Raw genomic sequence first — 25,468 nt, 5'->3', positions numbered from 1 at the left:
ACCCCATTAGCCCAAAGAGTAAGCCAGTTCCACAGGCGAATTTTCACGTCGGTAATGCGTCTGTATTGCGACTGTATCGCGGAGGTGCGTTTTTGGCCGCTATTTGACCTCGTTTGGGGACGTTTCTTCTGTGCGATTGGGCTTCTCACGCTGACGTTTTGTGATGCGCCCCACCGTGAAGGAGGTGCGTGGCGCGTAGACGTATCGGGTGCGGTGCTCGGCGGTGGGGCGGGCCAGCATGCGGGTCAGGCCAAAGACAATCAGCAACGCGTGACCAGCGGCAATCATGATGAATAGCGCGGGAGGGCCAAAACGCTCGATGAGACCAGAGGCAAATAGCGGTGTTCCAATGGCGCCGACCGCAAAGAAGAACATGAGGGCGGCGGAGAGTTCGACGCGTTCTTCAGATGTGGCAAAGTCGTTGGCGTGGGCGGCGGAGACCGAGTAGATCGGGAAAGAGGTAAAGCCAAAGAAGGCTGCGTTGAGCATGATCATCGTGGTGCTGCCAGCGCCCATGGCGACGGTTGTGCCGCAGGAAACAACAGCGGCGGCGGAGAGCCAAATCAACACCCAGCGGCGGTCAAATTTGTCGGCAAGCCAGCCAACGGGATATTGCGCGATCGCGCCGCCTAAGACAAAAGCCGCGAGGAACCAGGCGATCTGTCCAATTTGCAGACCGACCTCCGTGCCATAGACCGGTCCCACCATGCGGAAAGACGCGGAACTGAGGGCGGCGACAATCACACCGGCAACCGCCAACGGCGAGCGCGCGTAAGCCAAGCTGGGGCGCAAACGCGGGGCTTTTGGCGTTTTTGGTTGTGGAGACGTGGTTAGCGTGATGGGCAAAAGGGCTGCGCAGCAGAGCAGAGCGAGCAGGTTGTAGGAAACATAAGAAGCTGGCTCCAATACGCTGATCACCAGTTGAGCACCCAGCGAGGCGATCATGTCGACCACCCGATAGGTGCCCATGGCGCGGCCACGGGTTTCGTTGGTGACTTTGGATTGCAGCCACGCTTCGACGACGGTGAAACAGCCCGCCACACAGAGGCCGGACGCCACACGCATCAGGGCCCAGGCGTAGGGATCAACGATGATAAAGTGGCCCAAGAGGCCAATGGCGCCCATGGCCGTAAAAGTGGCAAAGGCGCGGGAGTGACCGACACTGCCCATCAGGCGCGGCGACCACCAGCAGCCAATGAAGAACCCAAGAAAATGCGCCGAGCCCAAAAGGCCAATCTGTTCCGTGGTGAAGTTCAATGCGATGCCGGAGAGCGCGTCCAGTGGTCCCACGCCCCCGGAACTGAGTTGCAAGAGTATGACCGAGAGGAACAGGGCCGAGAAGGTGATGATCATGCGCATGGGGTCAGCATGGCGGTTTGGGGCGCAATGACTAGAGGGAATTCGACTTGGGCGTGTCGTTTTTGCGCTTGGCTATCGTAAAATACGTGCTGCCAATGCTGGGCTGACCCGGTTGATGCTGCGCAGTAGACGGGCAGCGTCAGGCGATCTCGGCATCGCTGTCCTGTAGGCTCAGTTTGGGGGCATCGGGCAGGCCGGTGAGCCGCCAGCTTTGCGGGGGCGCGCTGCGGGCGCGCAGGCGGGTGAGGGACCAGGCGTCGGTGTCACCGCAGTGGTCCGGTGCCATGTGCCAGCGGCTTTCGATGCCCTGTGCACCGCCGTCTCCGGGGGTCAGGATCAGCCCCAGCGGCGCCATGCCGCTGGCCTTGGCGCCGGTTTCGGCCGCGAGATGCAGGCGGCGCACCGGGGTGAGTGCGGGCGGGCCGGGCAGGTCGGCGACCACCAAGGGCACGGTGCCGGCGCGCAGAACCTCCTCCATGGTCCAGAGCACTTCCTCGGGGCGGCGCGGGCTGACAAAGGTCACGCTGCCAGGGTTGAGGAAGGGGGCCATGCCTGCCGGGTTGAGCGGGGCCGCACCCCAATCCGGGGCAATCCAGAACAGCGGGCCTTTGGTTTGATGTGCCAGCCACAGTGCAAAGCTGTAGCGCGCCGGGCCGCAGGCTTCATGCAGGCGGGCCAGAGTCAGGGCCACCTCGGGCAAAGGGGCAAGGGCATCTGCCGGGCGGGAGGGCGCGCGTTTGAGGAGGTGGGTGGCCATGACATCAAAATAGCATGTTCCTTTTTTGTTCTCAATATCGAGAATGCTTTACGGCAGGGCAAAAATCCGTCACCGTCGCTGCAAACAGGGAGATGATGATGGCAGGGCATGGCTACGAGGGCGGGCGGCTGGATTTGCCGTTTGTAGGGATTTCGACCTTTGGCAAGCGGCCGTATCAGCCGGATTGGGCAGCCATCGAGGCGGATGTGGCCGTGATGGGTGCGCCGTTTGATTTCGGCACGCAATGGCGCAGCGGGGCGCGGTTTGGGCCAAGGGCGGTGCGCGAGGCTTCCACCCTGTTCAGTTTTGGCCATGCAGGCGCCTATGATCATGAGGATGATGCCACCTATCTACCCGGCTCGGTGCGGATTGTGGATATTGGGGATGCCGACATCGTGCATACCGACACTCTAAAAAGTCATGCCAATATCGAGGCCGGCGTGCGGGCGATGCTGAAGGCGGGGGCTTTGCCGGTCACCATTGGCGGGGATCATTCGATTAACATCCCCTGCATCAACGCGTTTGACGATCAGGGACCCATCCACATTCTGCAGATTGACGCGCATCTGGATTTTGTCGATGAGCGCCATGGGGTGCGCTTTGGGCATGGCAATCCGATGCGGCGGGCGGCGGAGAAGGACTATGTCACCGGTCTGACGCAGGTGGGGATTCGCAATGTCAGTTCGACCGCCAAAGAAGGCTATGAAGATGCGCGGGCGATGGGCAGCGATATCCTTAGCGTGCGGCAGGCTCGCAAGCTGGGGGCAGAAGCACTGATCAACCGTATTCCCGAGGGCGCGCGGGTTTATGTGACGGTGGATATTGACGCCTTTTGCCCGTCGATAGCGCCGGGCACGGGCACGCCAAGCCATGGTGGGTTTCTGTATTACGACGTGCTGGAGATGATGCAGGCGCTGGCCAAGCGACATGAGGTGGTGGGCATCGACTTGGTCGAAGTGGCTCCGGACTATGATCCCACAGGCTCCACCGCCATTTTGGCGGCGCAGCTATTGCTCAACACTCTAGGCTTTATTTTCCACGCGCGCGGGGCGCGCTGATCCAAGTCTTCACAGTCTCCAAATATCCCGGGGGAGACTTGGCGCAGCCAAGCGGGGGCTGGCCCCCGTGTCCCCGCTTGCGATCAACGCCACAGACCCTAAGTTAAGCGCAAAGATTTGCGACAGGATGAGCTTCCATGAAAATGAACCCTTTGGGCCGCACCGGCATCGAGGTGTCTGAGTTTTGCCTCGGCACCATGACTTTTGGCACGCAAACCGGCGAGGCTGAGGCGCATCAGCAGATTGATATGTCACTAGACGCGGGCATCAATTTTGTCGATGCGGCGGAGATGTATCCGGTCAACCCGATCAGCCCGGAAACCCAGGGGCGTACCGAGGAAATCATCGGCACCTGGTTTGCCAAAACCGGGCGGCGCGAAGACATGGTATTGGCGACGAAACACTCCGGAGCAGGGTTGGCGCATGTGCGGGATGGGGCGTTGATTTCAGCCAAGACCATTCCCGAGGCGATTGAAGGGTCTCTGAAGCGGCTGCAAACCGATTACATCGATCTTTATCAGTTTCACTGGCCCAACCGTGGCTCTTACATGTTCCGCCAGAACTGGGATTTCGATCCGTCGATGCAAAACAAGGCGGACACGCTGGCGCATATGGAAGAGGCGCTGGAGGCCTTGCAGAGGGAGGTGGATAAGGGGCGCATTCGGGCTTTTGGTCTGTCCAACGAAAGCACCTGGGGCACGGCGCAGTGGTTGCGGACGTCCGAGGACAAAGGCGGGCCACGGGTGGCCTCGATCCAGAATGAATACTCTTTGTTGTGCCGGATGGCGGATACCGATCTCGCGGAGCTCTGCGTCAATGAGGATGTTGGCATTCTCGCGTTTTCACCGCTGGCCACCGGCCTTCTGACCGGTAAGTATCAGGGCGGCGTTACGCCGGATGGGTCGCGAAAGGCGATCAATGGCGATCTTGGAGGGCGTGTGAGCCCTCGGGTGTTTGAAGCGGTGCAGGCTTATTTGGATATTGCCGAAAAACACGGGTTGGACCCGGTGCATATGGCGATGGCTTTCACGGTACAGCGGCCGTTTATGTGTTCGTCGATCTTTGGCGCCACAAAGGTGGACCAGCTAGACCACATTTTGGCAGGGGCCGATTTGCGGCTCAGCGCAGAAGTGCTTAAAGACATCAGCGCCGCGCATCGCGCGCATCCGATGCCGTATTAACTCCGTCAGGACAGACATGACCACGCAAGACACTTCGGACCTCCCAGAGGTTCTGGCCACCATCACCGCTTCCCCCATGCGCCGCCTGTTTGGCATGGCGACGCTGTTTTTGCTGGGGGGGGTGGTGATCTATATCGCGCTGACCACGACGCCGGCGCTGCACTGGCGGTTGTTCCTGCTGGTCATTGGCGGATTGACGCTGTGGTTGGCCGAGGCGACGCGGCGGGCCACCGAGCACAGTATTGAGCTGACACGTGTCGGTATGCGCAGCACCTCTGGTGAAGAGATTGCGGCGCTGGACGATATTGCCGCCATTCGGCGCGGTATGTTTGATCTGAAGCCGTCCAATGGTTTTACGGTACACCTAAAAAAGCCCCGGTCGCGCAGATGGCAACCGGGGCTTTGGTGGGCGTTTGGCCGTCGGGTGGGCATTGGCGGCGTCACGCCCGGGTCTGAGGCCAAATCCATGGCCCAGATCATTGAGGCGCTGCTGGCGGAACGGGGCCAAACCGAGGGGTAAAGGCTCCGTCTTTCAGCAACGCCCCGGTCTTAGCTGCTGCTCCAGGCCAATTGCGGCGCAAAGCGGGGACGGGTGAACACAAAAGTGTCGATGTCCATGTTCAGCGCGCTTTCCTCGCCATAAGGACGTTGGCCATTCCAACCTGCCAAAATGGGCGGGGTGTATTGCGCCGACGTTTCCACAACGATCAGGCTTTCCCCATCCACAAGCACGGGGAGCTTGTCTTTCATCGCTTCAAATTCCGTGCCGGTGATGCCGCTGCCGCCGCCGTTGCTGTGAGACCAGGCCAGCACGTAATCGTTAGAGGATGGGCTCCAATAGATGTGGCTCACGGTCAGGGAGTGGCCGCTGCGCACTGTGGAGATCTCCTCCAGAACAGCGTGCACACCATCGATATAGTCCGCGTTTACCGCCATGGTCTCCCGCGACAGCATGTCAGACACGGCAAAGGCGGCTTTCTCCGTGGTCGATTTGGCGCGGTAGGCGTCAAAGATGTTCATCATCACAAACAGACAGAACAACAACGTCGGGAAAATGATCGCGGATTCAACGGCGACGGAGCCGGTGGAGTCCTTGCGGAACGTCGCAAGCGTTTTGCGTAGGTTCAATACAGACATGGATCAACGAGGCTCCTGAACAAAGGTGTTTTCAACAACCAGGGCGTATTCACCGTCCGTGTTGCGCACGGCAACCGGCACAAACAGGGCGCCCGGGAAGATGGCCCGGACTGAGGCGCAGGCCCGCAGGAACATCATCTCGTTGGCCGCACCGTCGTCAAAGCGCACAACCGGATCAACGGTCGCATCATCTTCGTGCAGGGTGCCACAGGTGTTGGCCGCCGGGACTTCTTCCCAGTTACGTGGATCACGCTGGAACATCTGCAGCGACAGGTTGGTTGTGCAGTCCGGGATCACGCTGGCCTGATCACAGATTTGCTGGACCAGATCATCGTGGGACGGCACATGGCCTGTGGAGAGGCGGATGTCCCGCACGGCCACGTCCAGAGATCTTTCCAGGTAGGCGTAGCGCAGCGACATCAAGCCAAGTTCCGCGGAGGCCAGGAACACGCTCAGATAGAACGGCACCATGATCACAAAGTCGACTGTGACAGCGCCGTCTTCCTTGCGCAGGATTGCGCGGGCTTTTTTGAGAACCGAATGGATCATTGGATCAACCTCAGCTGACGGATGGAAGTTGCGATGGCAGCGAAGGCGTCGCGGATTTCGAGGCCCTGCACATCGAAGTAGTGGCTGTCAGAGCTGGCACAGTCCTGCAGCACCACGCGTGCGGCGTTTGGCGCCTCAAAGCCGATGGTGTAGACGATGATGCCGTTGTCTTTGGCGGCTTCACAGACACTGCGGGTGCGGGCGTCTTTGGTGCCGTAGCCCACATCATCAATGACCGGATAGTACCAGGCGCTGCGCGCGGCATCCTGACCCATCAGCGGGGCATAGAGCTCGTCAGCCACGTATTTTGGCGTGGTCCGGGCCCAAAGATCGGCGTAGGAGATCACCTTGGCTTCGCCCGGTTCGCTCACCGTGACAGTCTTTTTGATCTTCTTATAGCGCTTACAGGATCCGTTTCTGCGATAAGACTTACACTCGTCTGTCTTGACGGTTTCGGTCACCTCGTAGGTGCCTTCACCATAGGCGTGATTGCGGAAGACACCGTTTTCAGGCCAGTAATAGATTGGCTCATCGGTGATGCCATCGCGATCGTCGTCACCTTCGTCCTGGCCCAGGTACAGGGAATAGAAATCCTCCTGGGCGTTATACCAGACGTTGGAGTTGCCCAAACGGTAGTTGTCGGTCACGAAGTGTTGACGGGTGTTTTGACCATCCGACATCAGAACCACGATCTTGAGCGATTCATTGGTGCCGTAGTCGTAGGGGCGACCTTCAAACACGTTGGAAATCGTTCCGGTGTCGCTGGCGGAGGGGTCGATCATGCTGGACACAACCGGCTGGAAGGCCGGGTCAAGCAGGGCAGTGCCCCATTTCATGCCGGTGTCGATCGAGGTGTTGCCGCTGCCGAACATGTTGTCGATGTAGGTTTTCAACGCGTCGGTGTCGTTTTGCATCAGGGTCAGCTCGCGGGAGCTTTCTGCGCGACAGTCGGTGTTGTAGTTGACCGTGACATAGCCGTCGCTGGGGCGGCGGTCATAGCTGCTGCTGCTCCAGGTGGCGTGCAGGGTTTGGTCGTATTCCCGATAGGGGTCGATGAAGGCTTCGTTATAGTCTGCCGAATGGAAGTTCAGACAGTTGGCCAGCGGGTTTTCCCCGTTGGTGGTCAGGGCGTTCATCAACTCGTCCGGTGTAGAGACCTGCGCCGCGTAAGGCACAATGGAAATCGACATGGTGCCGTCTTCCGTGGTGTCATCCATGGTCTGGACAAACTCTTTTGCAGCCACTTTCAGATTGCTCAGGCGGCTGTTGTTGTTCATCGATCCGGAGACGTCGAGCACCATCGAAATCTCGATGTTGCCAATGCGCTCTTCGGCGGTGCCGCTGGCACCGATGGTCAGGCTGGTGCGGGCGGGCAGCTTTCCTTTCAGTTCCTGCACTTCGGCACTGGTATAAACTTCGCCGTCCGGTGTTTCGGGGGTCAGGGTTTTGAAGTCGCGGCCAACGGTGCTGTAGACAAGGTTGGACTCGATTTCCGCTGTTGCGCTTACGCTGCGGTGGTTGAGCGACTCTGACACAGTGACTTCGTTGAGCGTGTGCGCCACGCCCGCCTTGTCAAAGTAGTCCGCCACAACCACATCTGCGGCGCGGGTCTGGTCCAGATCTGCGGCTGCCAGAATGGCGCGGTCCAGCGTGTGCTGGAGCTGGGTGCGGCGCATTTCTGCCAGCATGATGTCGGCGCCGATGCCGCCGATCATGATCATCATAATAATAAGAATAACGCTGAAGCCGACCATCACACCGTCTTCGTCCTTGCGGAAACGGTGCGCGCCAAGCCGCCAAAGAGCCCTTGGCCGCGGCGTTACAGGTGGCCTTAGCGGTGCCTGAAACTGTTTCATTTTACATACCTCTCTGCGACGCACCCGACATGGGACTCCCCGCCTCCAGACGGTCTGCGTCGCAAATCTTATTTCAACGGATTGGGGCGTAATTGGGGCAAAAGCTGGCAGTTCGTTAGGCGATGGTTAAGATTTTTGTCAATTATTGCAGGTAGTTGGAGACAGTCTTGGGCGCGCGGGTCGTTCTGTTTCCGCTGCGGCAACGACAGCAACTCAGAGTGTTGTGCATTTTCACCTGTTATCTTCGGTGGCGTTATGACCTTACTCATACTTAAGTCGGTAAATGTGACGGTGAGTCGCAGTGTGTTGCTTGTCGGGAGGAAAATTGATGAGCGCTATTAAGGAACCGAGTTTTCGGGAAAGTGTTGACCTGATGTTCAATCGCGCGGTGGCGCTGATGGACTTGCCGCCGGGGTTGGAAGAAAAGATCCGGGTGTGTAACGCGACTTACACCGTTCGATTTGGTGTGCGTTTGCGCGGCCAGATCCAAACGTTCACTGGTTATCGCTCGGTTCACTCCGAACACATGGAGCCCGTAAAAGGCGGTATCCGCTTTGCCCCCAGTGTGAACCAGAACGAGGTTGAGGCGCTGGCGGCGCTGATGACCTACAAATGTGCCCTGGTGGAAGCGCCGTTTGGCGGCTCCAAAGGCGGGCTTTGCATTGATCCGCGCAAATATGACGAACATGAGCTGGAGCGCATCACCCGTCGCTTTGCCTATGAGCTCGCCAAGCGTGACTTGATCCACCCGTCCCAGAACGTGCCTGCGCCTGACATGGGCACCGGCGAGCGTGAGATGGCCTGGATTGCGGACCAATATGCGCGCATGAACACCACGGACATCAATGCGCGCGCCTGTGTCACCGGCAAACCGCTGAACTCCGGTGGTATCTCTGGCCGCGTCGAAGCCACCGGGCGAGGCGTGCAATATGCGCTGCAGGAGTTCTTCCGCGATGCACGTGATGTTGAGAAGGCGGGCCTGGATGGCACGCTGGATGGCAAGCGCGTAATTGTGCAGGGCTTGGGCAACGTGGGTTATCACGCCGCCAAGTTCCTGTCGGATGAAGACGGCTGTAAGGTTGTGGGCATCATTGAGCGTGATGGGGCGCTCTTCAATGAAGACGGTATCGACGTGGATGCGGTGCAGCAGTGGCTGGCCAAACACGGTGGTGTGTCCGGCTATCCGGATGCGACCTACACCCGTGAAGGTGGCGCTGTGCTGGAAGAAGCCTGTGACATCCTCATTCCGGCGGCGCTGGAAGGGGTGATCAACATGGAGAATGCCGCGCGCATTCAGGCACCGTTGATCATTGAAGCTGCAAACGGTCCTGTTACGGCCGGAGCAGATGAGATCTTGCGTAAGAAGGGCACCGTGATCATTCCGGATATGTATGCCAACGCCGGTGGTGTGACCGTGTCCTACTTTGAGTGGGTCAAAAACCTCAGCCACATCCGCTTTGGCCGCATGCAGCGTCGTCAGGAAGAGAGCCGTCACCAACTGGTCGTGGATGAACTGGAGAAGATCAGTGCCGCGCTGGGCACCCAGTACAGCCTGACCGACAGTTTCAAGCAAAAGTACCTGCGCGGTGCCGGAGAGCTGGAGCTCGTGCGCTCCGGTCTTGATGACACTATGCGCATTGCGTATCAATCTATGCGAGATGTGTGGCACGACCGTGCCGATGTAGAGGATTTGCGCACAGCGGCCTACCTCGTGTCGATTGACAAGGTGGCGGCCAGCTACCGTGCAAAAGGGCTTTAATGGTTGATGTCGCGATCGGCTGCCGCTGTGGGCAGTTTGGTGCAAAGCTAAAGAATGTGAGCCCGAAAACGGGCTCACATGTGCAGTGTTACTGCAAAGATTGTCAGGCGGGCGCAAAGGCGCTGGGCGCGGAAGACACGTTGATGCCGCGCAATGGGTCGGACATCTATCAGACCATTCCCTCCAATCTGGAACTCACCAAAGGGCAGGAGCATCTGGCCTGCTTGCGGTTGTCTCCGAAAGGGTTGATGCGGTGGTATGCGAGGTGTTGTGACACGCCGGTGTTTAACACGCTGGGTGGCACCAAACTGGCCTTTATTGGCGTGTCGGTGCCCGCGATGCAGGGTGATGCGATTGATAAAGCCATCGGCAAGGTGATTGCCGTGGTGCATACCAAAGACGCGCCGTTTGGTACTGAGCCCCTCAAGGACTACGGGTTTAACAAGGCGGGTTTCAATGTCTTGGCCCGGCATTTTGGCGCGCTGATGCGCGGGCAGGTGAAGGACAATCCTCTGTTTGAGGAGGGCGCGCCGGTGGTGGAGCCGCGCGTTTTGAGCAAAGCCGAGCGTAAAGCAGCAACGCCATAAGTGTTGCGCCTGAGAGTCAGCCCGCGCTTTTCTCGTTTTGAGTGATCCTTGCAGATGCTGGTCGCGTACGATGTATGGACCAAACATTTCGAGGATTTTCCGTGATGCGTATTTTGACAGTTGCCGCGATGAGTGTTGCGGCTAGTGCGGCCTCTGCTCAAGCGCCTGAGGGCTGGATCTTCAGCATAGATGGCGCCTACCTGAACCAAGACAGCACGGATACCAACAGCGGCGGGAGTTTCTCGTCGGATCGTGTGTATAGCCGCGTCGGCGCGTTTCACCGCAATCCGGATGGGATCAGCTACGGCGTGTCTGCGACCTTTGGACAATCGGACTATGACTTTCGCGGAACGCCTGCGCTTTGGGACAAGGTAGACGAGCGTTCGGTGACAGTCTCCTTGGCGGGGCGCACGGAAAGCGGGATGCGTTGGTTTGTGGCGCCATCTGTGCGCAGTCGTTATGCCTCTGGCGCGTCGGCAAGTGACGGTCGCAGCGCGGGTCTGTTTGCCGGTGTCAGCTGGGAGGTGGGCGACAATCTGGTGATTGGTCCTGCGTTCGGGGCGTTTGAAGGGCTTGGCGGCGATGACTATGACGCCTTTCCGGCGCTTCTGCTGGATTGGCAGTTTGCCAATCGTTGGAGTTTGAGCACCGGTCCTACTCTTGGGGCCAGTCAGGGGCCGGGCCTGTCGTTGCGGTATGACGTGAGCGACACTTGGGGTTTGACCCTGTCCGCCCGGCAAGAGACCAACCGTTTTGCGCTTGCAGGGGGCAATGTGGGGCAGGACAAGAGCGTGCCCGTGGTGGTGAGCCTTTCCTATGACCCAAATCCAGGCATGAGCTTTGTGCTGTTTGCCGGCGCGGAAGTGGATGGCAGCCTAGCGGTGGAAAATGCGACTGGTACAACCCTGTCCAAGCAGAGCTATGACACCGCGCCGCTGCTGGGCGTGGCGTTTTCCCTATCGTTTTGAGGGCTTGAGAGAGCCTGATTGCAATTGTGCGTTTAGCGACGCATTCTGTCGCTAAGCGACCATCCTTGCATGTGTTTTTTGCGCCTGATGTCAGGAGGTCGTGTCGAATTTAATGACACGCCTAGAGCGGGCATTCAGGGGGCAAAAAGATGCGGTTTTCCGGCCTCAAGGTTTTGGCAGAAGGACTGACCGGCAACAAAGGTTGGACGGGTCATTGGCGCGATGCGCAGCCCAAGCCGGAGTACGACATGGTGATTATTGGCGGGGGCGGACATGGGTTGTCGACGGCCTATTACCTCGCCAAGAACCATGGCATGACCAATATCGCGGTGCTGGAGAAGGGCTACCTTGGTGGCGGCAATGTCGGGCGCAACACCACGATTGTGCGCGCCAATTACTTCCTTCAGGGCAACAGCGAGTTTTACTCCCATTCGATGAAGCTCTGGGAAGGGCTGGAGCAGGAACTGAACTACAATGTGATGTTCTCCCAACGAGGATTGATCAATCTGTTCCACAGCGACGCGCAGCGCGATGCCTTTGCGCGGCGTGGCAACATGATGATCAATCAAGGCGACGATGCGCAGCTGCTGGACCGCGAAGGCGTTCGCAGAATGCTGCCTTTTCTCGACTTTGAGCAGGGTCGGTTTCCGATATATGGCGGGTTGTACCATCCGCGTGGAGGCACCGCGCGGCACGATGCGGTGGCCTGGGGCTATGCGCGCGGCGCGTCGGACCGCGGTGTTGATCTGGTGCAGAACTGCGAAGTGACCGGCATCGACATTGAGGGCGGTGTTGTGAAGGGGGTGCAGACCACACGCGGTTCTATTCGGGCCAAGAAGGTTGGCATCATCGTGGCCGGGCGGTCTGGTCTGGTGGCGGGCATGGCGGGGCAGCGATTGCCGATTGAGAGCCATGTATTGCAGGCCTTTGTGACCGAGGGGCTGAAGCCGGTGATCGATCACGTGATCAGCTTTGGCATGGGGCACTTTTATATCAGCCAGTCAGACAAGGGCGGTTTGGTCTTTGGCGGGGATCTGGATTTCTACAGCTCCTATGCGCAGCGGGGGAACCTGCCCATGAAAGAGCACGTCATGGAAGCAGGCATGACGTTGATGCCGATGATCGGCAAGGCCAAGGTGCTGCGTTCTTGGGGTGGGATCATGGATATGACGCCGGATGGATCGCCGATCATTGACAAGATGGAGGGCATCGAGGGGCTCTACATCGATTGCGGTTGGAACTACGGCGGCTTCAAAGCAGTGCCCGCAAGCGGTTGGTGCATGGCGCATTTGATGGCGACGGATCAGCACCATGATTATGCCGCTAAGTTCCGCATGGATCGGTTCCGCACCGGTGTCGGCATCATGGATGAAGAGGGCACCGGCTCTCAGCACAACTTGCATTGAGGGGGCGGCGATGAAGAGCGTTTTCAAGAGTGTTCTGTTGAGTGGTGCTTTGATGGCCGGACCTGTCTTGGCCGAAGGACCACCGGAAGGGTGTTATGTGCGGGATTACACAGATGCACATCTCGCGGGCCAACCGGCGCAGGTGGTCGATTGGATGCAGCTGTGGATCTACAGCGATGAGAACCAGAACAAACTGGCCAACATGCTCATTGGGTTTACCAACCAGGGGCACGTTGCGGGCACTAAGTTTGCAGACCAAGTGTTGGACCAGTTTCTGCTGTGTTTTGACAGTGGTGGGCGCAAGGGCTGCACGGTGGAATGTGACGGCGGCAATTTCTTTGTGACCCGCGACAGCGGTGAAGCCATGACGATTGAGACCAGCTATCTCATGGTGGGCGAGACCGACAGCTGTGGCGGCGCGGTGGATTTGGCGGAGGTGCCGGGCAAGGCCGTGAAATACAAGCTGTTCCGTGCGGACGCACAGCACTGTGAGGCGGCGCGGTCTGTGTATGGCGTATCTGATGCGGCCATATTTGAAGGCCCAAGCGGTGATGGTGATAGCAAATGAGATTGACTTGTCCGCACTGTGGCGAGCGTGATCGACGCGAGTTTTACTACATGGGCGATGCGGTGGTGCTGGACCGTCCCGATCCTGAGGCAAGTGACGTTGTGTGGGATGATTACCTGCACAACCGCGACAACCCGGCAGGTGTGACGCGGGACCTGTGGTACCACGAAGGCGGCTGCGGTGTCTGGATTGTGGTGACCCGCAACACGCTGACCCATGAGGTGCTCGCAACCGAGCTGGCGTCTGACGTGAAGGAGGCCAGCGCATGAGGGTTGCAGGCAAGGGGCAGGTGGACCGCAGCACGCCGGTCAGCTTCACCTTTGATGGTCACACTGTGCAAGGGTTTGCGGGGGACACGGTGGCCTCGGCCTTGCTGGCCAATGACATCAAGCTGGTGGCGCGCTCGTTTAAGTATCATCGGCCACGGGGCGTGATGGGGGCTGGCTCGGAGGAGGCCAATGCGCTGGTCACCGTCGGGCGCGGTGCGCATCAAGAGCCCAATGTGCGGGCGACCATGCAAGAAATCTATGACGGGCTGGAGGTGCGCAGCCAGAACCGGTGGCCCAATCTGGACTTGGACCTGTTGGCGATCAATGATCTGGCGGCGCCGTTTCTTGGGGCGGGGTTTTATTACAAGACCTTCATGTGGCCCAAGGCGTTTTGGGAGCGGGTGTATGAGCCGATCATCCGCCGCTCGGCTGGTTTGGGCGCGCTGTCAGGGGAGCACAACGAAGACCTCTATGAAAAGGCTTTTGCGTTTTGCGATGTCTTGGTGATTGGCGCGGGGGCTGCGGGCCTTGTGGCGGCGTTGACGGCGGCGCGGGCCGGGGCGGACGTGCTTCTGGCCGATGAAGACAGCGTGCTGGGCGGGCGTCTGAACGGCGAGCGTGAAGAGATTGATAGCATTCCGGCTGCAGAATGGGCGGCGGATGTCGTGGATGAACTGGCAGCCATGCCCAATGTGCGGCTGATGCTGCGCACCATGGTGACGGGTGCGTATGATCAGGGCACCTTTGGCGCGCTGGAGCGGGTGAGCCATCATTTGAATGGCGCCAATGGGCGACCTTTGGAGTGCTTCTGGCGTATTGTGGCGAAGCGCACGATCCTCTGCGCGGGTGCCATAGAGCGGCCGATTGCGTTTAAGAACAATGACCGGCCTGGGATCATGGGTGCGGCGGCGGTGCGGACCTATCTGCATCGCTATGGTGTTGCGCCGGGGCGGGCGGTGACTGTGTTCACCAACAATGATGACGGCCATCGCACTGCGCGGGACCTGAAAGCTGCGGGCGTGCATGTGACCGCCGTGTTGGACAGTCGGAAAGGTGGGCCAGATGGGCAAGGCTATCCGGTGATCTACGGGGCCGAAGTTTGTGACACCGGCGGGCGCAAGGCGCTGGAAAGTGTCACCTACCGAACGGTCAGCGGGGAAGAGAAGCTTGGCACCGATTGTCTGGCTGTTTCCGGCGGGTGGAACCCAACGGTGCATCTGACCTGTCACATGAATGGGCGTCCTGAATGGCGCGAGGATATTCAAAGCTTTGGCCCTGTGGACGGTATGGTGCCGGGTTTGACCACGGCGGGGGCCTGTAACGGAACGTTCTCTACTCAAGGCGCGTTTAAGGAAGGCGCTGAGAAAGCAAAAGAAGCTGTCGAGGCGCTGGGCTTTGAGGTGGGGGACGCGGACCTGCCATCAGCGGAGGATGCGCCTTACAACATGGAGCCGCTTTGGGCGGTGGCTGGGCGCGGGCGCGCCTGGTTGGATTTCCAGAACGATGTGACCGTGAAGGACGTGAAGCAGGCGGCGACAGAGAACTTCCGCTCTGTGGAGCATATGAAGCGCTACACCACACAGGGTATGGCGCCGGATCAGGGGAAGAACTCCAACATGGGCGCGCTGGCTGTGCTGGCGGATGCGACAGGGCGGGGAATACCAGAGACTGGCACCACTACCTTCCGCCCGCCGTTTGTGCCGGTGAGTATTGCCGCGCTGGGTGCAGGTGGGCAGGGCATTGGTTTTGCGCCGGAACGGTTTACCACCAGCCATGACGCCAGCGTCACCGATGGTGCGCCGATGATTGAGGCCGGGCTGTGGTATCGGCCGAGTTTCTACCCAAAGGCAGGCGAAACCAAGTGGCGGCAGAGCTGCGACCGTGAGGTGCAGATGGTGCGCAATGCGGTTGGCGTGTGCGACGTGTCCACGCTCGGCAAGATCGACATTCAGGGCCCGGATGCGGGCGCGTTGTTGGACTTTGTCTACACCAACACCTTCAGCACGTTGAAGGTTGGCAAGGTGCGCTATGGTCTGATGCTACGCGAAGATGGCACCGTCATGGATGACGGCACCACCGCACGGTTGGGCGACACGCATTTTGTCATGACCACGACCACGGCAGCGGCGGGGCCAGTGATGCGGCATCTGGAGTATGTGCACCAGTGTTTTCGGCCGGAGCTGGATGTGTCGATGGTACCGGTGACCGAGCAATGGGCGCAGTTTGCAGTTGCGGGACCGAAGTCGCGCGAGCTGCTGTCTGGTGTTGTGGGCGAGGAGATCGACAGTGAGAGTTTCCCGTTCATGGCTTGCGGCGATATCACGGTTGGCGGCGTGCGCGGGCGGTTGTTCCGCATCTCGTTTAGCGGGGAACACGCCTATGAGATTGCGGTGCCGGCGCGCTATGGCGAGAGCCTGTACCACGTGCTGGTGCAAAAGGCGGAGGCGCTGGGCGGTGGGGCCTATGGCATGGAGGCGCTCAATGTGCTGCGCATCGAGAAAGGCTTTATCACCCATTCGGAAATTCATGGGCGCACGACGGCTTTTGACATTGGCATGGAGCGCATGGTGAGCGCCAAGAAAGACTGCATTGGCAAAACCATGAGCGAGCGGCCGGGGCTGTCTGGTGCGGAGCGGGAGCAGTTGGTGGGCTTGAAGCCTGTGGGCGCGGTGAAACAACTGACCGCCGGGGCGCATTTGTTTGAGGTGGATGCGGAGCCGGTGCGGGAGAATGAGCAGGGGTACACCACCTCGGTTGGATTCTCGCCGACTTTGGAGAGCTTCCTGGGATTGGCGTTTTTGCGCAATGGCCGCGCACGTCATGGCGAGCAGGTGATGATGGTGGATCATTTGCGCGGTGTCACCGCGCGCTGTGAGGTCTGTGATCCGGTGTTCTTTGATCCAGAGGGAGGGCGGATGCGTGGTTGAGTTGCTTGCAAAGACGCCGTGTGAAGGGCTGTTGCCGATCACCGTGGGCGATGTGTCTTTGACCGAAGATCTGCCGGTGAGTCTGACGATGTTGACGGCGCGCAAGGGGCGGCTTGAGGCTTGCTCCGAGTTGCTGAAATCCGCACATGGGATGGTGATGCCAAAACCCAATCGCGTAACGGGCACGGCGGCGGCGCGGGCGGTTTGGTTCGGGCGGGATCAAGCCATGCTGGTGGGGCCTGCGCCGAACTGGAGCCTCAAAAACGAGGCCACTGTGGTGGACCAAAGCGATGCTTGGGCGGTTGTGAAGCTGGAAGGCGCTGGTGCAGAGGATGTGTTGGCGCGGCTTGTGCCTGTGGATGTACGGACGGCTACCTTCAAGCGGGGGCATACGGCGCGCACCATGCTGGGGCATATGACTGTGTCGATCACACGGGTTGGGGAGCAGGCGTTTCAGATCATGGCGTTCCGCTCCATGGCAAAGACACTTGTTCACGATTTGCAAAGGGCCATGGAAAGCGTCGCCGCACGGGGGTAGTCTCGCTGGGTCTAAAGTGATTCAGGAGGCCTTGATGGTCCGTTATACTCTCGTGGCGCTGATGCTGAGCAGCGCAGCAGCCTATGCCGCCGATGGCAAAGAAGACACCTGCAAGTACCAGGGTCAGGTGATCAAAGCTATTCAGGACGCGCGGCTCGACCGTGTGAAGGCCAAGGATCTTGAAGAGTATCTGCTCGCCAATGAACCGACCTGGCCAGAGAACTACAACGCGGCGATCACGCATTTTGCGCCTGTGGTCTATGGTGCCAAAAAGCGCGACCTGAAAAAGATCGATCTGGGCGCACAAGTTGAGCAACAGTGTCTGGACAATTGGGACCAAATTCAGGAAATGCAGAAGTCCGCTTCAAACTGACCTGATCGGATTGCCATGTCCCTACCGCCCGGATTTCTAGATGAGCTTCGCAGCCGCACCTCCATTGTTGACGTGGTGGGGCGCAAAGTCATGTGGGATCCGCGCAAGTCCAATCAGGGCAAGGGGGATATGTGGTCGCCATGCCCGTTTCACCATGAAAAAACCGCGTCTTTTCATGTGGATGACCGCAAGGGTTATTACTATTGCTTTGGCTGTCAGGCCAAAGGGGACGCGATCAAATTCGTGACCGAAACCGAGAATGTGGGTTTTATGGAGGCGGTAGAGATCTTGGCCGAAGAGGCCGGGATGACCATGCCAAAGCGCGACCCGCAAGCGCAGCAAAAAGCGGATCGGCGCACGCAACTTGCTGAGGTCATGGAAATGGCGGTTCAGCATTTCCGGCTGATGTTGAATGCCGGAGCAGGTGCGGAGGCGCGGGCTTATCTGGACAAGCGCGGCATGGCGCAGGACACGCGGGATCGATTTGACATCGGCTTTGCGCCGGATGGTTGGCAGGGGCTGTGGGATGCGCTGACCGGTAAAGGCGTGGCCCCGGACCTGATTTTGGGTGCTGGGCTGGCAAAGCCCTCTAACAAGGGCGGCAAGCCTTATGACACCTTCCGCAACCGGATCATGTTCCCGATCCGTGATGCGCGCGGCAAATGCATTGCCTTCGGTGGTCGCGCGATGGACCCCAATGACAATGCCAAATACCTCAACAGCCCCGAGACCGAGCTGTTTGACAAGGGGCGCAGCCTTTACAATCACGCACCAGCGCGTGAGGCGGCGGGCAAAGGCCAGCCGTTGATTGTGGCTGAGGGCTACATGGATGTGATTGCGCTCTGTGAGGCCGGGTTTGGCGCGTCGGTGGCCCCCTTGGGTACGGCGGTCACAGAAAACCAGTTGCAGTTGCTGTGGCGCATTTCCGACGAGCCAATCATTGCGCTGGATGGCGATAAAGCGGGCATTCGCGCCGCAATGCGGGTGGTGGACTTGGCCTTGCCGTTGCTGGAGGCCGGCAAGTCGCTGCGCTTTGCAATTATGCCAGAGGGGCAAGACCCGGACGACCTGATTAAGGCCAAAGGGGCTGGGGCGGTGCAGAAGGTGCTTGATGCCGCAATGCCGATGGTGAACCTGTTGTGGCAACGCGAGATAGAGGGCAGGGTCTTTGACAGTCCCGAACGCCGGGCCGCGCTCGACAAGCTGCTCAAGCAAAAGATCAAATTGATCCAAGACCCGTCGATCCGGAGCCACTATGGCGAGGCGATCAAGGAACTGCGCTATGAGTTGTTCCGCCCGCAACGCGGTGGCGGCGGTGGCTTCTCGGGTGGGCGCCGAGGCAAGTGGAATGCGCAGCCAACGGTGCAGGTGCACACTAAGACGTCGATGCTGGCCGCGAGCGAAGGCCCGGTAGAGATGCGGGTGCGCGAGGCGGTGGTTTTGGCGGTGGCTTTGGTCAATCCGGAACTGCTTGACGATTTCGAATATGAGATCGAAAGCATGGAGTGTCTGGACCAGGACAACGCTTATCTGCGCGATGTATTGTTGCGTTATGCCAACACGCCGGACCCGCGCAGCAATGTGGAAATGGCTTTGGGGCCGGAGATGGTTGAAAACCTGCTGCGCCAACCCCATGTCGCCATCACCCCCGCCGTACGCAAACCCGGCGACATGGCGCTTGCGCGCATGACGCTGACCGAGGAGCTCGCAAAGCTCAAAACCGTGCGGGGCTTGAGCGAAGAAATCGCCGAAGCGGAAGAAGACCTCATGAGCGTGGCTGATGAGGCGATGACCTGGCGTTTGGGCCAGGCCGCAGAGGCGCGAAACAAGGCAATGCAAAGCGGTCTCGACGATGAAGGCGGGGGCGAATTTGCTGTTGGCGACAATGGGGCGCCAATTGACAAGGATGAACGCGCAGCGTTGGATGCGCTACGAGATATGATCGATTTTACAAGGGGCGGGAAGCCGCCACGCCGGAGTTAAGCCTCCAAGGCGCAGCCTTGTAAGCAACACATGAAGAAAACGGGCGCGGTGGGGTTGCGAATCACCCTATTGCGGGGTTGATTCGGAGCCAGCGAATCACCTTCAGCCCGAACTTGCAGGAGCACTTAATGGCCGCCAAGGACAACGACGACCAGAAGCCCGCCGATCAGGACGCCGAAATCTCGCTCGATATGAGCCAGGCCGCCGTCAAGAAAATGATCGCAGAGGCGCGCGAGAAGGGCTACATCACCTACGATCAGCTGAACCAGGTTCTGCCCCCGGATCAGGTGAGTTCCGAGCAAATTGAAGACGTGATGTCGATGCTGTCCGAAATGGGCATCAACATCATTGAAGACGAAGAAGCCGAGGAAGAAGAGGCAAAATCCACCGCCGTTGTGGACACGTCTTCTGCCAACCGTGGCGTGGCGATTGCCTCAGGCAACAACGAGAAACTGGATCGTACCGACGACCCTGTGCGGATGTATCTGCGCGAGATGGGGTCCGTTGAGCTTCTGAGCCGTGAAGGCGAAATTGCGATTGCCAAGCGCATCGAGGCTGGTCGCAACACGATGATCGCCGGTCTGTGTGAAAGCCCACTGACCTTCCAGGCGATCACCATCTGGCGTGACGAACTTCTGTCAGAAGACATTTTGCTGCGGGACGTGATTGATCTGGAAACCACCTTTGGCAACCAGATGGGTGAGGACGGCGAAGAAGAGGGCGAAGAAACCCCTGTGGCCGAAGCGGCCAATGTGACCTCTGCGCCCAAGAAGGAAGCCGAGCAGGAGCTTGATGCGGACGGCAACCCGATTGCCAAAGACGACGATGATGACGAAGACGAGCAGGCCAACATGTCCTTGGCTGCGATGGAAGCTGCGCTAAAGCCGCGGGTTCTGGAAACGCTCGACATCATTGCACGCGACTTTGCGATGCTCTCGGATATGCAGGACGCGCGTATCTCGGCAACGCTGAACGAGGACGGTTCCTTCTCTGAAGGGGATGAGGCGACCTATCAGAAGCTGCGCTCCGAGATTGTCGAACTGGTGAACGAGCTTCACCTGCACAACAACCGTATCGAAGCGCTGATCGACCAGCTCTATGGCATCAACCGCCGTGTGATGCAGATCGACAGCTCCATGGTGAAGCTGGCCGACCAAGCCCGTATCAACCGTCGTGAGTTTATCGAGGCTTACCGTGGTCGCGAGCTGGACCCGAACTGGCTGGACGACATGTCCGAGAAGTCCGGTCGTGGTTGGCAGATGTTCATGGAGCGCTCTGTCGACAAAGTGACCGAGCTGCGCAACGACATGGCGCAAGTGGGCCAGTATGTCGGTTTGGACATCCCGGAATTCCGCCGCATTGTGCAACAGGTTCAGAAAGGTGAGAAAGAGGCGCGTCAGGCCAAGAAAGAAATGGTCGAGGCCAACCTGCGCCTGGTGATCTCGATTGCCAAGAAATACACCAACCGCGGCCTGCAATTCCTTGATCTTATTCAGGAAGGTAACATCGGCCTGATGAAGGCGGTGGACAAATTCGAATACCGCCGTGGCTATAAGTTCTCCACCTATGCGACCTGGTGGATCCGTCAGGCGATCACCCGCTCGATTGCCGACCAAGCGCGCACCATTCGTATTCCGGTGCATATGATCGAAACGATCAACAAGCTGGTCCGGACCTCACGTCAGATGCTGCATGAGATTGGCCGTGAGCCGACGCCGGAAGAACTGGCCGAGAAGTTGCAGATGCCTCTGGAGAAAGTGCGCAAGGTGATGAAAATCGCCAAGGAGCCGATCTCTCTGGAAACCCCGATCGGGGATGAGGAAGACAGCCAGCTGGGCGATTTCATTGAGGACAAGAATGCCGTGCTGCCACTGGACAGCGCCATTCAGGAGAACCTCAAAGAGACCACCACCCGTGTTCTGGCGAGCCTCACCCCACGTGAGGAGCGGGTTCTACGGATGCGCTTTGGCATTGGTATGAACACGGACCACACCCTTGAGGAAGTGGGGCAGCAGTTTAGCGTGACCCGGGAGCGTATTCGTCAGATTGAGGCGAAAGCACTGCGCAAGCTGAAGCACCCAAGCCGCTCGCGCAAACTGCGCAGCTTCCTGGATCAGTAAGCCATGTCGTTCCTGAAGAAGCTTTTTGGTGGCGGTGCCAAAGATGCCGCTGCTGAAAAGGCAGCCCAACCGGTGGAATACAAAGGCTACCAGATCACCCCGTGCCCAATCCCGGATGGCGGTCAGTTCCGCATTTCCGCGCGCATTGACGGTGTGGTGAATGGCGAGGCCAAGAGCCATACGTTGATCCGGGCTGATGTGCTGCGCGATCAGGGCGAGGCCGCGGAGGCCTCTGTTGGCAAGGCTAAGCAGATGATTGACCAGATGGGCGATCAGATTTTCTGAGGCACTCAAGCTCCATTTACGGAAGATGAAAAAGTGAACGGGCCAGCAGCTTTGCTGGCCTTTTCTCTTGGATAGATTGCAGGTAGTCTGGCTCTGTCTACCATGGTGGGTGGGCGTAGATTCCTGAGATTATTGATGAAACAGCTTTCTGCTTTGGCATTTCTGGCTTTGGCCGCCTGCTCCGAAGGGGGCGGTTTGGGGACGAGCGATTTTGCGACCGTGGGCAATATCCGTGTGAACCAGGCTTCTGCCGATGTATTTGAGGTGATCTCCAGGCCGGGCGGCAACCCGATGGCGCAATACTGGTGTGGGGCCGGGAACTATGCAGCACAGGTGCTTGGTGCGCCCGCAGGAGCGCGGATTTATGTGGTTGGAGAGGCCGGCCGGGCGGTAACTACAAACAGTTTGGATGCGGCACAGTTCTCCTTGAAGCCAGACGGGCAGGCAAGCGGCGCAACTGGTCACAAAGGCACCTATGGCCCCCGAATTGGCGAAGATGAGTTTGTAGCGGATGCGCGGCGTTACTGCCGCATTATTGGTGATCCCTTCGCGTTCTTTTGACGCGGGGCGCAGGTGGCATTGAAGCCGGGGCATGGGCGTGATTTGATCGCCAACACGGTCCGGCACCTGAAAGAACTAGGCGGCAGTGTCGTAGGGCTGGGCAATGGAGGCTCGAATGAAGACGGTAACAATTGGGGTGATGGCTGGTGCGTTGGCGCTGAGTGCTTGTATGAGCACAAGTTCCGGCGGTGGGTTCGTGTCCCGAGGCGGGGTACGTGTGACCCCGGTGAATGCGGATGTGTTTGAAGTTGGTGTACGACCAAACGCTATTGAAGCTGAGTTTTGGTGCGGCGCCGGTGACTATGCGAGCCGGCAGTTGGGCGCGCCAAACGGGGCGCGCATTTATGTTGTTGGCGGGACCGGGCCTGGAACTGTGTCGTCAAATCCTGACACTGCACAGTTTTCCCTGAAGCCACCGCAGGCGGTACAGGGCGCAACTGGGCGCTCTGGTCGTTGGGGGCCGCGATTGGGCTCCAGCAAGTCGGTGGGCGCAGCGCGTCAGGATTGCAACATAGACCGCAACAACTTCTGGGCGTGACTTAAGCCCGCTGGAGGCCATATGAGACTGCCTGCTTCCAAATTTGTGTCCGCCCTCTCCTTGATGGCTTTGGTGGGCTGTCAAACCGGTGGCAGCGCGGCGTTCACAGCGCGCAATGGCGTGCGGGTGAACCCGGTCAATGCCGATGTCTTTGAGGTGATTGCGCGACCAAATGGCCGTAAGTCGGACTTTTGGTGTGGGGCGGGGTCTTACGCCAGCCGCCAACTGGGGGCGCCGGACAGCGCGCTGGTCTATACAGTCGGTGGCGCAGGCCGAGGCGTTACGATGAACAGTCCCGACGCGGCACAGTTCTCGCTCAAGCCGCCGGAGCAGGTGTCTGGTGCCACGGGGCGCGCCGGAAATTGGGGGCCAGGCGTCGGGCAAGCCAACAGCGTAGGGCGTGCGCGCAACAGTTGCGCCCCACCAAAAAACAGCGACACCAGTTAACAGGCCCAATACAATGCACACTGAGTTTCACGTCTCCACGCGTGGCCCCGGGCTCTATGAGTTCACACGAGATGTAACACGTTGGGTGACACAAAGTGACCGTACGGGACTGCTGACGCTGTTCGTGCGGCACACCTCATGCAGTTTGCTCATTCAAGAAAACGCGGATCCGGAAGTGCAGACAGATTTGCAGAACTTCTTTCACCGGCTTGTGCCGCCAACAACTGATCCGTCGATGAACTACCTGACGCACACCTACGAAGGGCCTGATGATATGCCGGCGCATATCAAAGCCGCGATGATGCCGGTGTCTTTGTCCATTCCTGTGACAAACGGGCAGTTGGCGTTGGGAACTTGGCAGGGGATTTATCTGTTTGAACACAGGAATGCGCCGCACACGAGACGTGTGACAGCGCATTTAGGTGCATGAATGGAAAGACCGTTGGGCCTTTGATTTTGAGATAAGGGCGTGGCGGAAAATCTTCAGGGGGAAAGCGGAATGTGTTTTCCCAGTACCGCCCATCTTGGGGTGTCTTTTTGCCACTACCCAAAGACTTGTAGCTCTCCTATAGTGCCTGTGGATAACTTGGGAAAATACCCAACCCACGCCGTAACTTATTGCGGCACAGGCAAAGAGCAGATGAAACAAGGGGAAGTCTATGCGCTGTCCGTTTTGCGGAAACATCGACACTCAGGTGAAAGATTCGCGGCCTGCGGAGGATCATGTGTCGATCCGTCGTCGTCGGTTTTGCCCCGCGTGTGGCGGGCGGTTTACGACCTACGAACGTGTGCAGCTGCGCGATCTGGTGGTTGTGAAATCCAACGGCCGTCGCGAAGACTTTGATCGTGACAAGCTGGAGCGCTCGATCCGTATTTCCATGCAGAAACGCCCGGTGGAGCCGGAGCGCATTGATCAGATGATCAGCGGCATTGTGCGGCGTTTGGAGAGCATGGGCGAGACCGATATCCCGTCCAAGACCATCGGTGAGATTGTCATGGAAGCGCTGGCGCGGATTGATACCGTGGCCTATGTGCGCTTCGCCAGCGTCTACAAGAACTTCCAAGCCGCCGACGACTTTGATAAATTTGTAAGCGAACTGCGTCCCGACCCATCTCCTGAGGAGTAAACGTGACTGATCGCCGTTACATGGCGTTGGCCCTGTCATTGGGCCGACGCGGTCAGGGTGTCTGCTGGCCAAACCCGGCTGTGGGCTGTGTCATTGTGAAAGACGGGCGTGTTGTCGGGCGGGGCTGGACCCAGCCCGGTGGTCGGCCCCATGCGGAGCCGGTGGCTTTGGCGCAGGCCGGGGCGGCGGCGCGTGGTGCGACAGCTTACGTGACGCTTGAGCCTTGTGCCCATCATGGACAGACACCGCCCTGTGCAGAGGCGCTGATTGCGGCGCAGGTGGCGCGTGTGATTGTGGCCGTCGAAGACAGTGATGCCCGGGTGTCCGGGCGTGGCTTGGCGATGCTGCGCGAGGCTGGCATCGAGGTGACTACGGGCGTTCTGGCAGATGAAGCGGCGCGTGATCTCCAGGGGTTCTTTCTGAAAACCGATCTTGGGCGTCCGTTTCTGACCTTGAAATTGGCAACTACATTGGACGGGCGGATTGCCACGGCCACAGGCGAAAGTCGTTGGATCACCGGGCCGGAGTCGCGCCGGGCCGTGCATGGCATGCGTCTGCGGCACGATGCCGTCATGGTTGGTGGCGGCACGGCGCGAGCAGATGACCCATCGCTGACTGTGCGCGGTTTTGGTGAGGTCGCGCAGCCGGTGCGCGTGGTTGTGTCGCGACGATTGGACCTGCCATTGATGAGTGTTCTTGCGCAGACGGCCAAAGATGTGCCGGTCTGGATTATTCACGGCAGCGACGCAGATACATCCCTGCAACAAACGTGGCGAGACCTCGGGGCGACGTTGTTGCCATGCCCGCTGGAGGGCGTGCATTTGTCTGCGAAAGGCGTGCTGGAAGCGCTTGGTAAACAAGGGCTAACGCGGGTGTTTTGTGAAGGCGGCGGGGCGCTGGCGGCGTCTTTGTTGGCCGCGGACATGGTGGACGAGTTAATCACCTTCTCTGCCGGCGTTGTGATTGGGGCCGAAGGCCATCCGGCGATCGGCGCCATGGGTTTGGCCCGATTGGGTGAGGCACCGCGGTTTGACTTGGTGTCGCAGCAACGCATGGGACAGGATGTGATGAGTGTGTGGCACCGCATCGAGGCGCAGCGCCATCCGCGATAAACC

26 protein-coding genes are annotated in these 25,468 nt (G+C 59.2%); 21 read left to right on the top strand and 5 right to left on the bottom strand.

Going from position 1 to position 25,468, the window contains the following annotated elements:
- Window positions 1-99 precede the first annotated feature (99 nt).
- Entirely contained in the window at window positions 100-1,359 is a 1,260-nt protein-coding gene (locus SIB92_RS07190) for an MFS transporter (RefSeq protein WP_412555150.1), read from the bottom strand.
- A 139-nt stretch (window positions 1,360-1,498) separates the two neighbouring features.
- Window positions 1,499-2,116: an ImuA family protein gene (locus SIB92_RS07185; RefSeq protein WP_412555149.1), complete on the bottom strand. Its 618-nt coding sequence runs from the start codon at window positions 2,114-2,116 to the stop codon at window positions 1,499-1,501.
- A 98-nt stretch (window positions 2,117-2,214) separates the two neighbouring features.
- On the opposite strand from SIB92_RS07185, the gene speB reads away from it, so the two are divergent.
- The 3 genes from speB to SIB92_RS07170 all read left to right on the top strand — a co-directional run bounded on the left by speB (window position 2,215) and on the right by SIB92_RS07170 (window position 4,875).
- Entirely contained in the window at window positions 2,215-3,174 is a 960-nt protein-coding gene (speB, locus tag SIB92_RS07180; protein ID WP_412555148.1) for an agmatinase, read from the top strand.
- A gap of 137 nt (window positions 3,175-3,311) precedes the next feature.
- A complete protein-coding gene (locus SIB92_RS07175) occupies window positions 3,312-4,355 on the top strand; it encodes an aldo/keto reductase (protein WP_412555147.1) in 1,044 nt (347 codons plus the stop codon).
- Between the two features lie 16 nt (window positions 4,356-4,371).
- Complete coding sequence (locus tag SIB92_RS07170; protein WP_412555146.1) at window positions 4,372-4,875, top strand: hypothetical protein; 504 nt, start codon at window positions 4,372-4,374, stop codon at window positions 4,873-4,875.
- Between the two features lie 29 nt (window positions 4,876-4,904).
- Here the strand turns inward: SIB92_RS07170 and SIB92_RS07165 are convergent, their stop codons facing one another.
- The 3 genes from SIB92_RS07165 to SIB92_RS07155 are packed head-to-tail and all read right to left on the bottom strand — an operon-like array spanning window position 4,905 to window position 7,897.
- Entirely contained in the window at window positions 4,905-5,492 is a 588-nt protein-coding gene (locus SIB92_RS07165) for a TadE/TadG family type IV pilus assembly protein (protein ID WP_412555145.1), read from the bottom strand.
- Between the two features lie 3 nt (window positions 5,493-5,495).
- Window positions 5,496-6,041, bottom strand: a complete 546-nt coding sequence (locus tag SIB92_RS07160) for a TadE/TadG family type IV pilus assembly protein (RefSeq protein WP_412555144.1) — start codon at window positions 6,039-6,041, stop codon at window positions 5,496-5,498.
- Window positions 6,038-7,897 carry a pilus assembly protein TadG-related protein gene (locus SIB92_RS07155; RefSeq protein ID WP_412555143.1) on the bottom strand — a complete coding sequence of 620 codons (1,860 nt, stop codon included), beginning with the start codon at window positions 7,895-7,897 and terminating at the stop codon, window positions 6,038-6,040. Before SIB92_RS07155 ends, SIB92_RS07160 begins: the two co-directional genes overlap by 4 nt.
- Before the next feature lie 328 nt (window positions 7,898-8,225).
- Here SIB92_RS07155 and SIB92_RS07150 point away from each other — a divergent pair, with 328 nt between their 5' ends.
- From SIB92_RS07150 to ribD, 18 genes are all read left to right on the top strand, one after another.
- On the top strand, window positions 8,226-9,656 hold the full coding sequence (locus SIB92_RS07150; protein WP_412555142.1) for a Glu/Leu/Phe/Val family dehydrogenase: 1,431 nt from the start codon (window positions 8,226-8,228) through the stop codon (window positions 9,654-9,656).
- Entirely contained in the window at window positions 9,656-10,243 is a 588-nt protein-coding gene (locus SIB92_RS07145; RefSeq protein ID WP_412555141.1) for a DUF6151 family protein, read from the top strand. The genes SIB92_RS07150 and SIB92_RS07145 overlap by 1 nt, the downstream gene beginning before the upstream one ends.
- Window positions 10,244-10,347: 104 nt before the next feature.
- Complete coding sequence (locus SIB92_RS07140; protein ID WP_412555140.1) at window positions 10,348-11,211, top strand: hypothetical protein; 864 nt, start codon at window positions 10,348-10,350, stop codon at window positions 11,209-11,211.
- Between the two features lie 149 nt (window positions 11,212-11,360).
- A complete protein-coding gene (locus SIB92_RS07135) occupies window positions 11,361-12,617 on the top strand; it encodes a sarcosine oxidase subunit beta family protein (protein WP_412555139.1) in 1,257 nt (418 codons plus the stop codon).
- Window positions 12,618-12,627: 10 nt separating this feature from the next.
- Window positions 12,628-13,185 carry a hypothetical protein gene (locus SIB92_RS07130; RefSeq protein WP_412555138.1) on the top strand — a complete coding sequence of 186 codons (558 nt, stop codon included), beginning with the start codon at window positions 12,628-12,630 and terminating at the stop codon, window positions 13,183-13,185.
- On the top strand, window positions 13,182-13,454 hold the full coding sequence (locus SIB92_RS07125; protein WP_412555137.1) for a sarcosine oxidase subunit delta: 273 nt from the start codon (window positions 13,182-13,184) through the stop codon (window positions 13,452-13,454). The genes SIB92_RS07130 and SIB92_RS07125 overlap by 4 nt, the downstream gene beginning before the upstream one ends.
- Window positions 13,451-16,381, top strand: coding sequence for a sarcosine oxidase subunit alpha family protein (locus tag SIB92_RS07120; protein WP_412555136.1), 2,931 nt, complete (start codon window positions 13,451-13,453; stop codon window positions 16,379-16,381). Before SIB92_RS07125 ends, SIB92_RS07120 begins: the two co-directional genes overlap by 4 nt.
- Window positions 16,374-16,919 carry a sarcosine oxidase subunit gamma gene (locus tag SIB92_RS07115; protein WP_412555135.1) on the top strand — a complete coding sequence of 182 codons (546 nt, stop codon included), beginning with the start codon at window positions 16,374-16,376 and terminating at the stop codon, window positions 16,917-16,919. Before SIB92_RS07120 ends, SIB92_RS07115 begins: the two co-directional genes overlap by 8 nt.
- Before the next feature lie 34 nt (window positions 16,920-16,953).
- The gene (locus SIB92_RS07110) at window positions 16,954-17,292 is read left to right on the top strand and encodes a hypothetical protein (RefSeq protein WP_294114165.1); all 339 of its coding nucleotides are present in this window, start codon (window positions 16,954-16,956) and stop codon (window positions 17,290-17,292) included.
- A 15-nt stretch (window positions 17,293-17,307) separates the two neighbouring features.
- Window positions 17,308-19,275 (top strand): DNA primase, encoded by a 1,968-nt coding sequence (gene dnaG / locus SIB92_RS07105; protein WP_412555134.1) that lies wholly within the window; start codon window positions 17,308-17,310, stop codon window positions 19,273-19,275.
- A 128-nt stretch (window positions 19,276-19,403) separates the two neighbouring features.
- Window positions 19,404-21,395, top strand: coding sequence for an RNA polymerase sigma factor RpoD (gene rpoD, locus SIB92_RS07100; RefSeq protein ID WP_412555133.1), 1,992 nt, complete (start codon window positions 19,404-19,406; stop codon window positions 21,393-21,395).
- A gap of 3 nt (window positions 21,396-21,398) precedes the next feature.
- The gene (locus SIB92_RS07095) at window positions 21,399-21,680 is read left to right on the top strand and encodes an HlyU family transcriptional regulator (protein WP_412555132.1); all 282 of its coding nucleotides are present in this window, start codon (window positions 21,399-21,401) and stop codon (window positions 21,678-21,680) included.
- 135 nt (window positions 21,681-21,815) lie between these two features.
- Complete coding sequence (locus tag SIB92_RS07090; RefSeq protein WP_412555131.1) at window positions 21,816-22,241, top strand: hypothetical protein; 426 nt, start codon at window positions 21,816-21,818, stop codon at window positions 22,239-22,241.
- A 115-nt stretch (window positions 22,242-22,356) separates the two neighbouring features.
- On the top strand, window positions 22,357-22,779 hold the full coding sequence (locus tag SIB92_RS07085; RefSeq protein WP_412555130.1) for a hypothetical protein: 423 nt from the start codon (window positions 22,357-22,359) through the stop codon (window positions 22,777-22,779).
- 21 nt (window positions 22,780-22,800) lie between these two features.
- Window positions 22,801-23,226, top strand: coding sequence for a hypothetical protein (locus tag SIB92_RS07080; protein ID WP_412555129.1), 426 nt, complete (start codon window positions 22,801-22,803; stop codon window positions 23,224-23,226).
- A gap of 13 nt (window positions 23,227-23,239) precedes the next feature.
- Window positions 23,240-23,656 carry a secondary thiamine-phosphate synthase enzyme YjbQ gene (locus SIB92_RS07075; protein ID WP_412555128.1) on the top strand — a complete coding sequence of 139 codons (417 nt, stop codon included), beginning with the start codon at window positions 23,240-23,242 and terminating at the stop codon, window positions 23,654-23,656.
- 229 nt (window positions 23,657-23,885) lie between these two features.
- Window positions 23,886-24,353: a transcriptional regulator NrdR gene (nrdR, locus tag SIB92_RS07070; protein ID WP_294114180.1), complete on the top strand. Its 468-nt coding sequence runs from the start codon at window positions 23,886-23,888 to the stop codon at window positions 24,351-24,353.
- Between the two features lie 2 nt (window positions 24,354-24,355).
- A complete protein-coding gene (gene ribD, locus SIB92_RS07065) occupies window positions 24,356-25,465 on the top strand; it encodes a bifunctional diaminohydroxyphosphoribosylaminopyrimidine deaminase/5-amino-6-(5-phosphoribosylamino)uracil reductase RibD (RefSeq protein ID WP_412555127.1) in 1,110 nt (369 codons plus the stop codon).
- Window positions 25,466-25,468: the final 3 nt, after the last annotated feature.

The organism is Shimia sp. MIT1388 (assembly GCF_047124445.1).
In the GTDB taxonomy this organism is placed as follows: Bacteria; Pseudomonadota; Alphaproteobacteria; order Rhodobacterales; family Rhodobacteraceae; genus Shimia.
The sequence above is the reverse complement of the archived record's forward strand: the minus strand, read 5'-3'. Positions and strand labels throughout refer to the sequence as shown.

Excerpts from the sequence above, each read along its gene's own strand:
- SIB92_RS07190 (WP_412555150.1), bottom strand. The coding sequence starts at position 1,359 with ATGCGCATGATCATCACCTTCTCGGCCCTGTTCCTCTCGGTCATACTC.
- SIB92_RS07185 (WP_412555149.1), bottom strand. The coding sequence starts at position 2,116 with ATGGCCACCCACCTCCTCAAACGCGCGCCCTCCCGCCCGGCAGATGCC.
- speB (WP_412555148.1), top strand. The coding sequence starts at position 2,215 with ATGGCAGGGCATGGCTACGAGGGCGGGCGGCTGGATTTGCCGTTTGTA.
- SIB92_RS07175 (WP_412555147.1), top strand. The coding sequence starts at position 3,312 with ATGAAAATGAACCCTTTGGGCCGCACCGGCATCGAGGTGTCTGAGTTT.
- SIB92_RS07170 (WP_412555146.1), top strand. The coding sequence starts at position 4,372 with ATGACCACGCAAGACACTTCGGACCTCCCAGAGGTTCTGGCCACCATC.
- SIB92_RS07165 (WP_412555145.1), bottom strand. The coding sequence starts at position 5,492 with ATGTCTGTATTGAACCTACGCAAAACGCTTGCGACGTTCCGCAAGGAC.
- SIB92_RS07160 (WP_412555144.1), bottom strand. The coding sequence starts at position 6,041 with ATGATCCATTCGGTTCTCAAAAAAGCCCGCGCAATCCTGCGCAAGGAA.
- SIB92_RS07155 (WP_412555143.1), bottom strand. The coding sequence starts at position 7,897 with ATGAAACAGTTTCAGGCACCGCTAAGGCCACCTGTAACGCCGCGGCCA.
- SIB92_RS07150 (WP_412555142.1), top strand. The coding sequence starts at position 8,226 with ATGAGCGCTATTAAGGAACCGAGTTTTCGGGAAAGTGTTGACCTGATG.
- SIB92_RS07145 (WP_412555141.1), top strand. The coding sequence starts at position 9,656 with ATGGTTGATGTCGCGATCGGCTGCCGCTGTGGGCAGTTTGGTGCAAAG.
- SIB92_RS07140 (WP_412555140.1), top strand. The coding sequence starts at position 10,348 with ATGCGTATTTTGACAGTTGCCGCGATGAGTGTTGCGGCTAGTGCGGCC.
- SIB92_RS07135 (WP_412555139.1), top strand. The coding sequence starts at position 11,361 with ATGCGGTTTTCCGGCCTCAAGGTTTTGGCAGAAGGACTGACCGGCAAC.
- SIB92_RS07130 (WP_412555138.1), top strand. The coding sequence starts at position 12,628 with ATGAAGAGCGTTTTCAAGAGTGTTCTGTTGAGTGGTGCTTTGATGGCC.
- SIB92_RS07125 (WP_412555137.1), top strand. The coding sequence starts at position 13,182 with ATGAGATTGACTTGTCCGCACTGTGGCGAGCGTGATCGACGCGAGTTT.
- SIB92_RS07120 (WP_412555136.1), top strand. The coding sequence starts at position 13,451 with ATGAGGGTTGCAGGCAAGGGGCAGGTGGACCGCAGCACGCCGGTCAGC.
- SIB92_RS07110 (WP_294114165.1), top strand. The coding sequence starts at position 16,954 with ATGGTCCGTTATACTCTCGTGGCGCTGATGCTGAGCAGCGCAGCAGCC.
- dnaG (WP_412555134.1), top strand. The coding sequence starts at position 17,308 with ATGTCCCTACCGCCCGGATTTCTAGATGAGCTTCGCAGCCGCACCTCC.
- rpoD (WP_412555133.1), top strand. The coding sequence starts at position 19,404 with ATGGCCGCCAAGGACAACGACGACCAGAAGCCCGCCGATCAGGACGCC.
- SIB92_RS07095 (WP_412555132.1), top strand. The coding sequence starts at position 21,399 with ATGTCGTTCCTGAAGAAGCTTTTTGGTGGCGGTGCCAAAGATGCCGCT.
- SIB92_RS07090 (WP_412555131.1), top strand. The coding sequence starts at position 21,816 with ATGAAACAGCTTTCTGCTTTGGCATTTCTGGCTTTGGCCGCCTGCTCC.
- SIB92_RS07085 (WP_412555130.1), top strand. The coding sequence starts at position 22,357 with ATGAAGACGGTAACAATTGGGGTGATGGCTGGTGCGTTGGCGCTGAGT.
- SIB92_RS07080 (WP_412555129.1), top strand. The coding sequence starts at position 22,801 with ATGAGACTGCCTGCTTCCAAATTTGTGTCCGCCCTCTCCTTGATGGCT.
- SIB92_RS07075 (WP_412555128.1), top strand. The coding sequence starts at position 23,240 with ATGCACACTGAGTTTCACGTCTCCACGCGTGGCCCCGGGCTCTATGAG.
- nrdR (WP_294114180.1), top strand. The coding sequence starts at position 23,886 with ATGCGCTGTCCGTTTTGCGGAAACATCGACACTCAGGTGAAAGATTCG.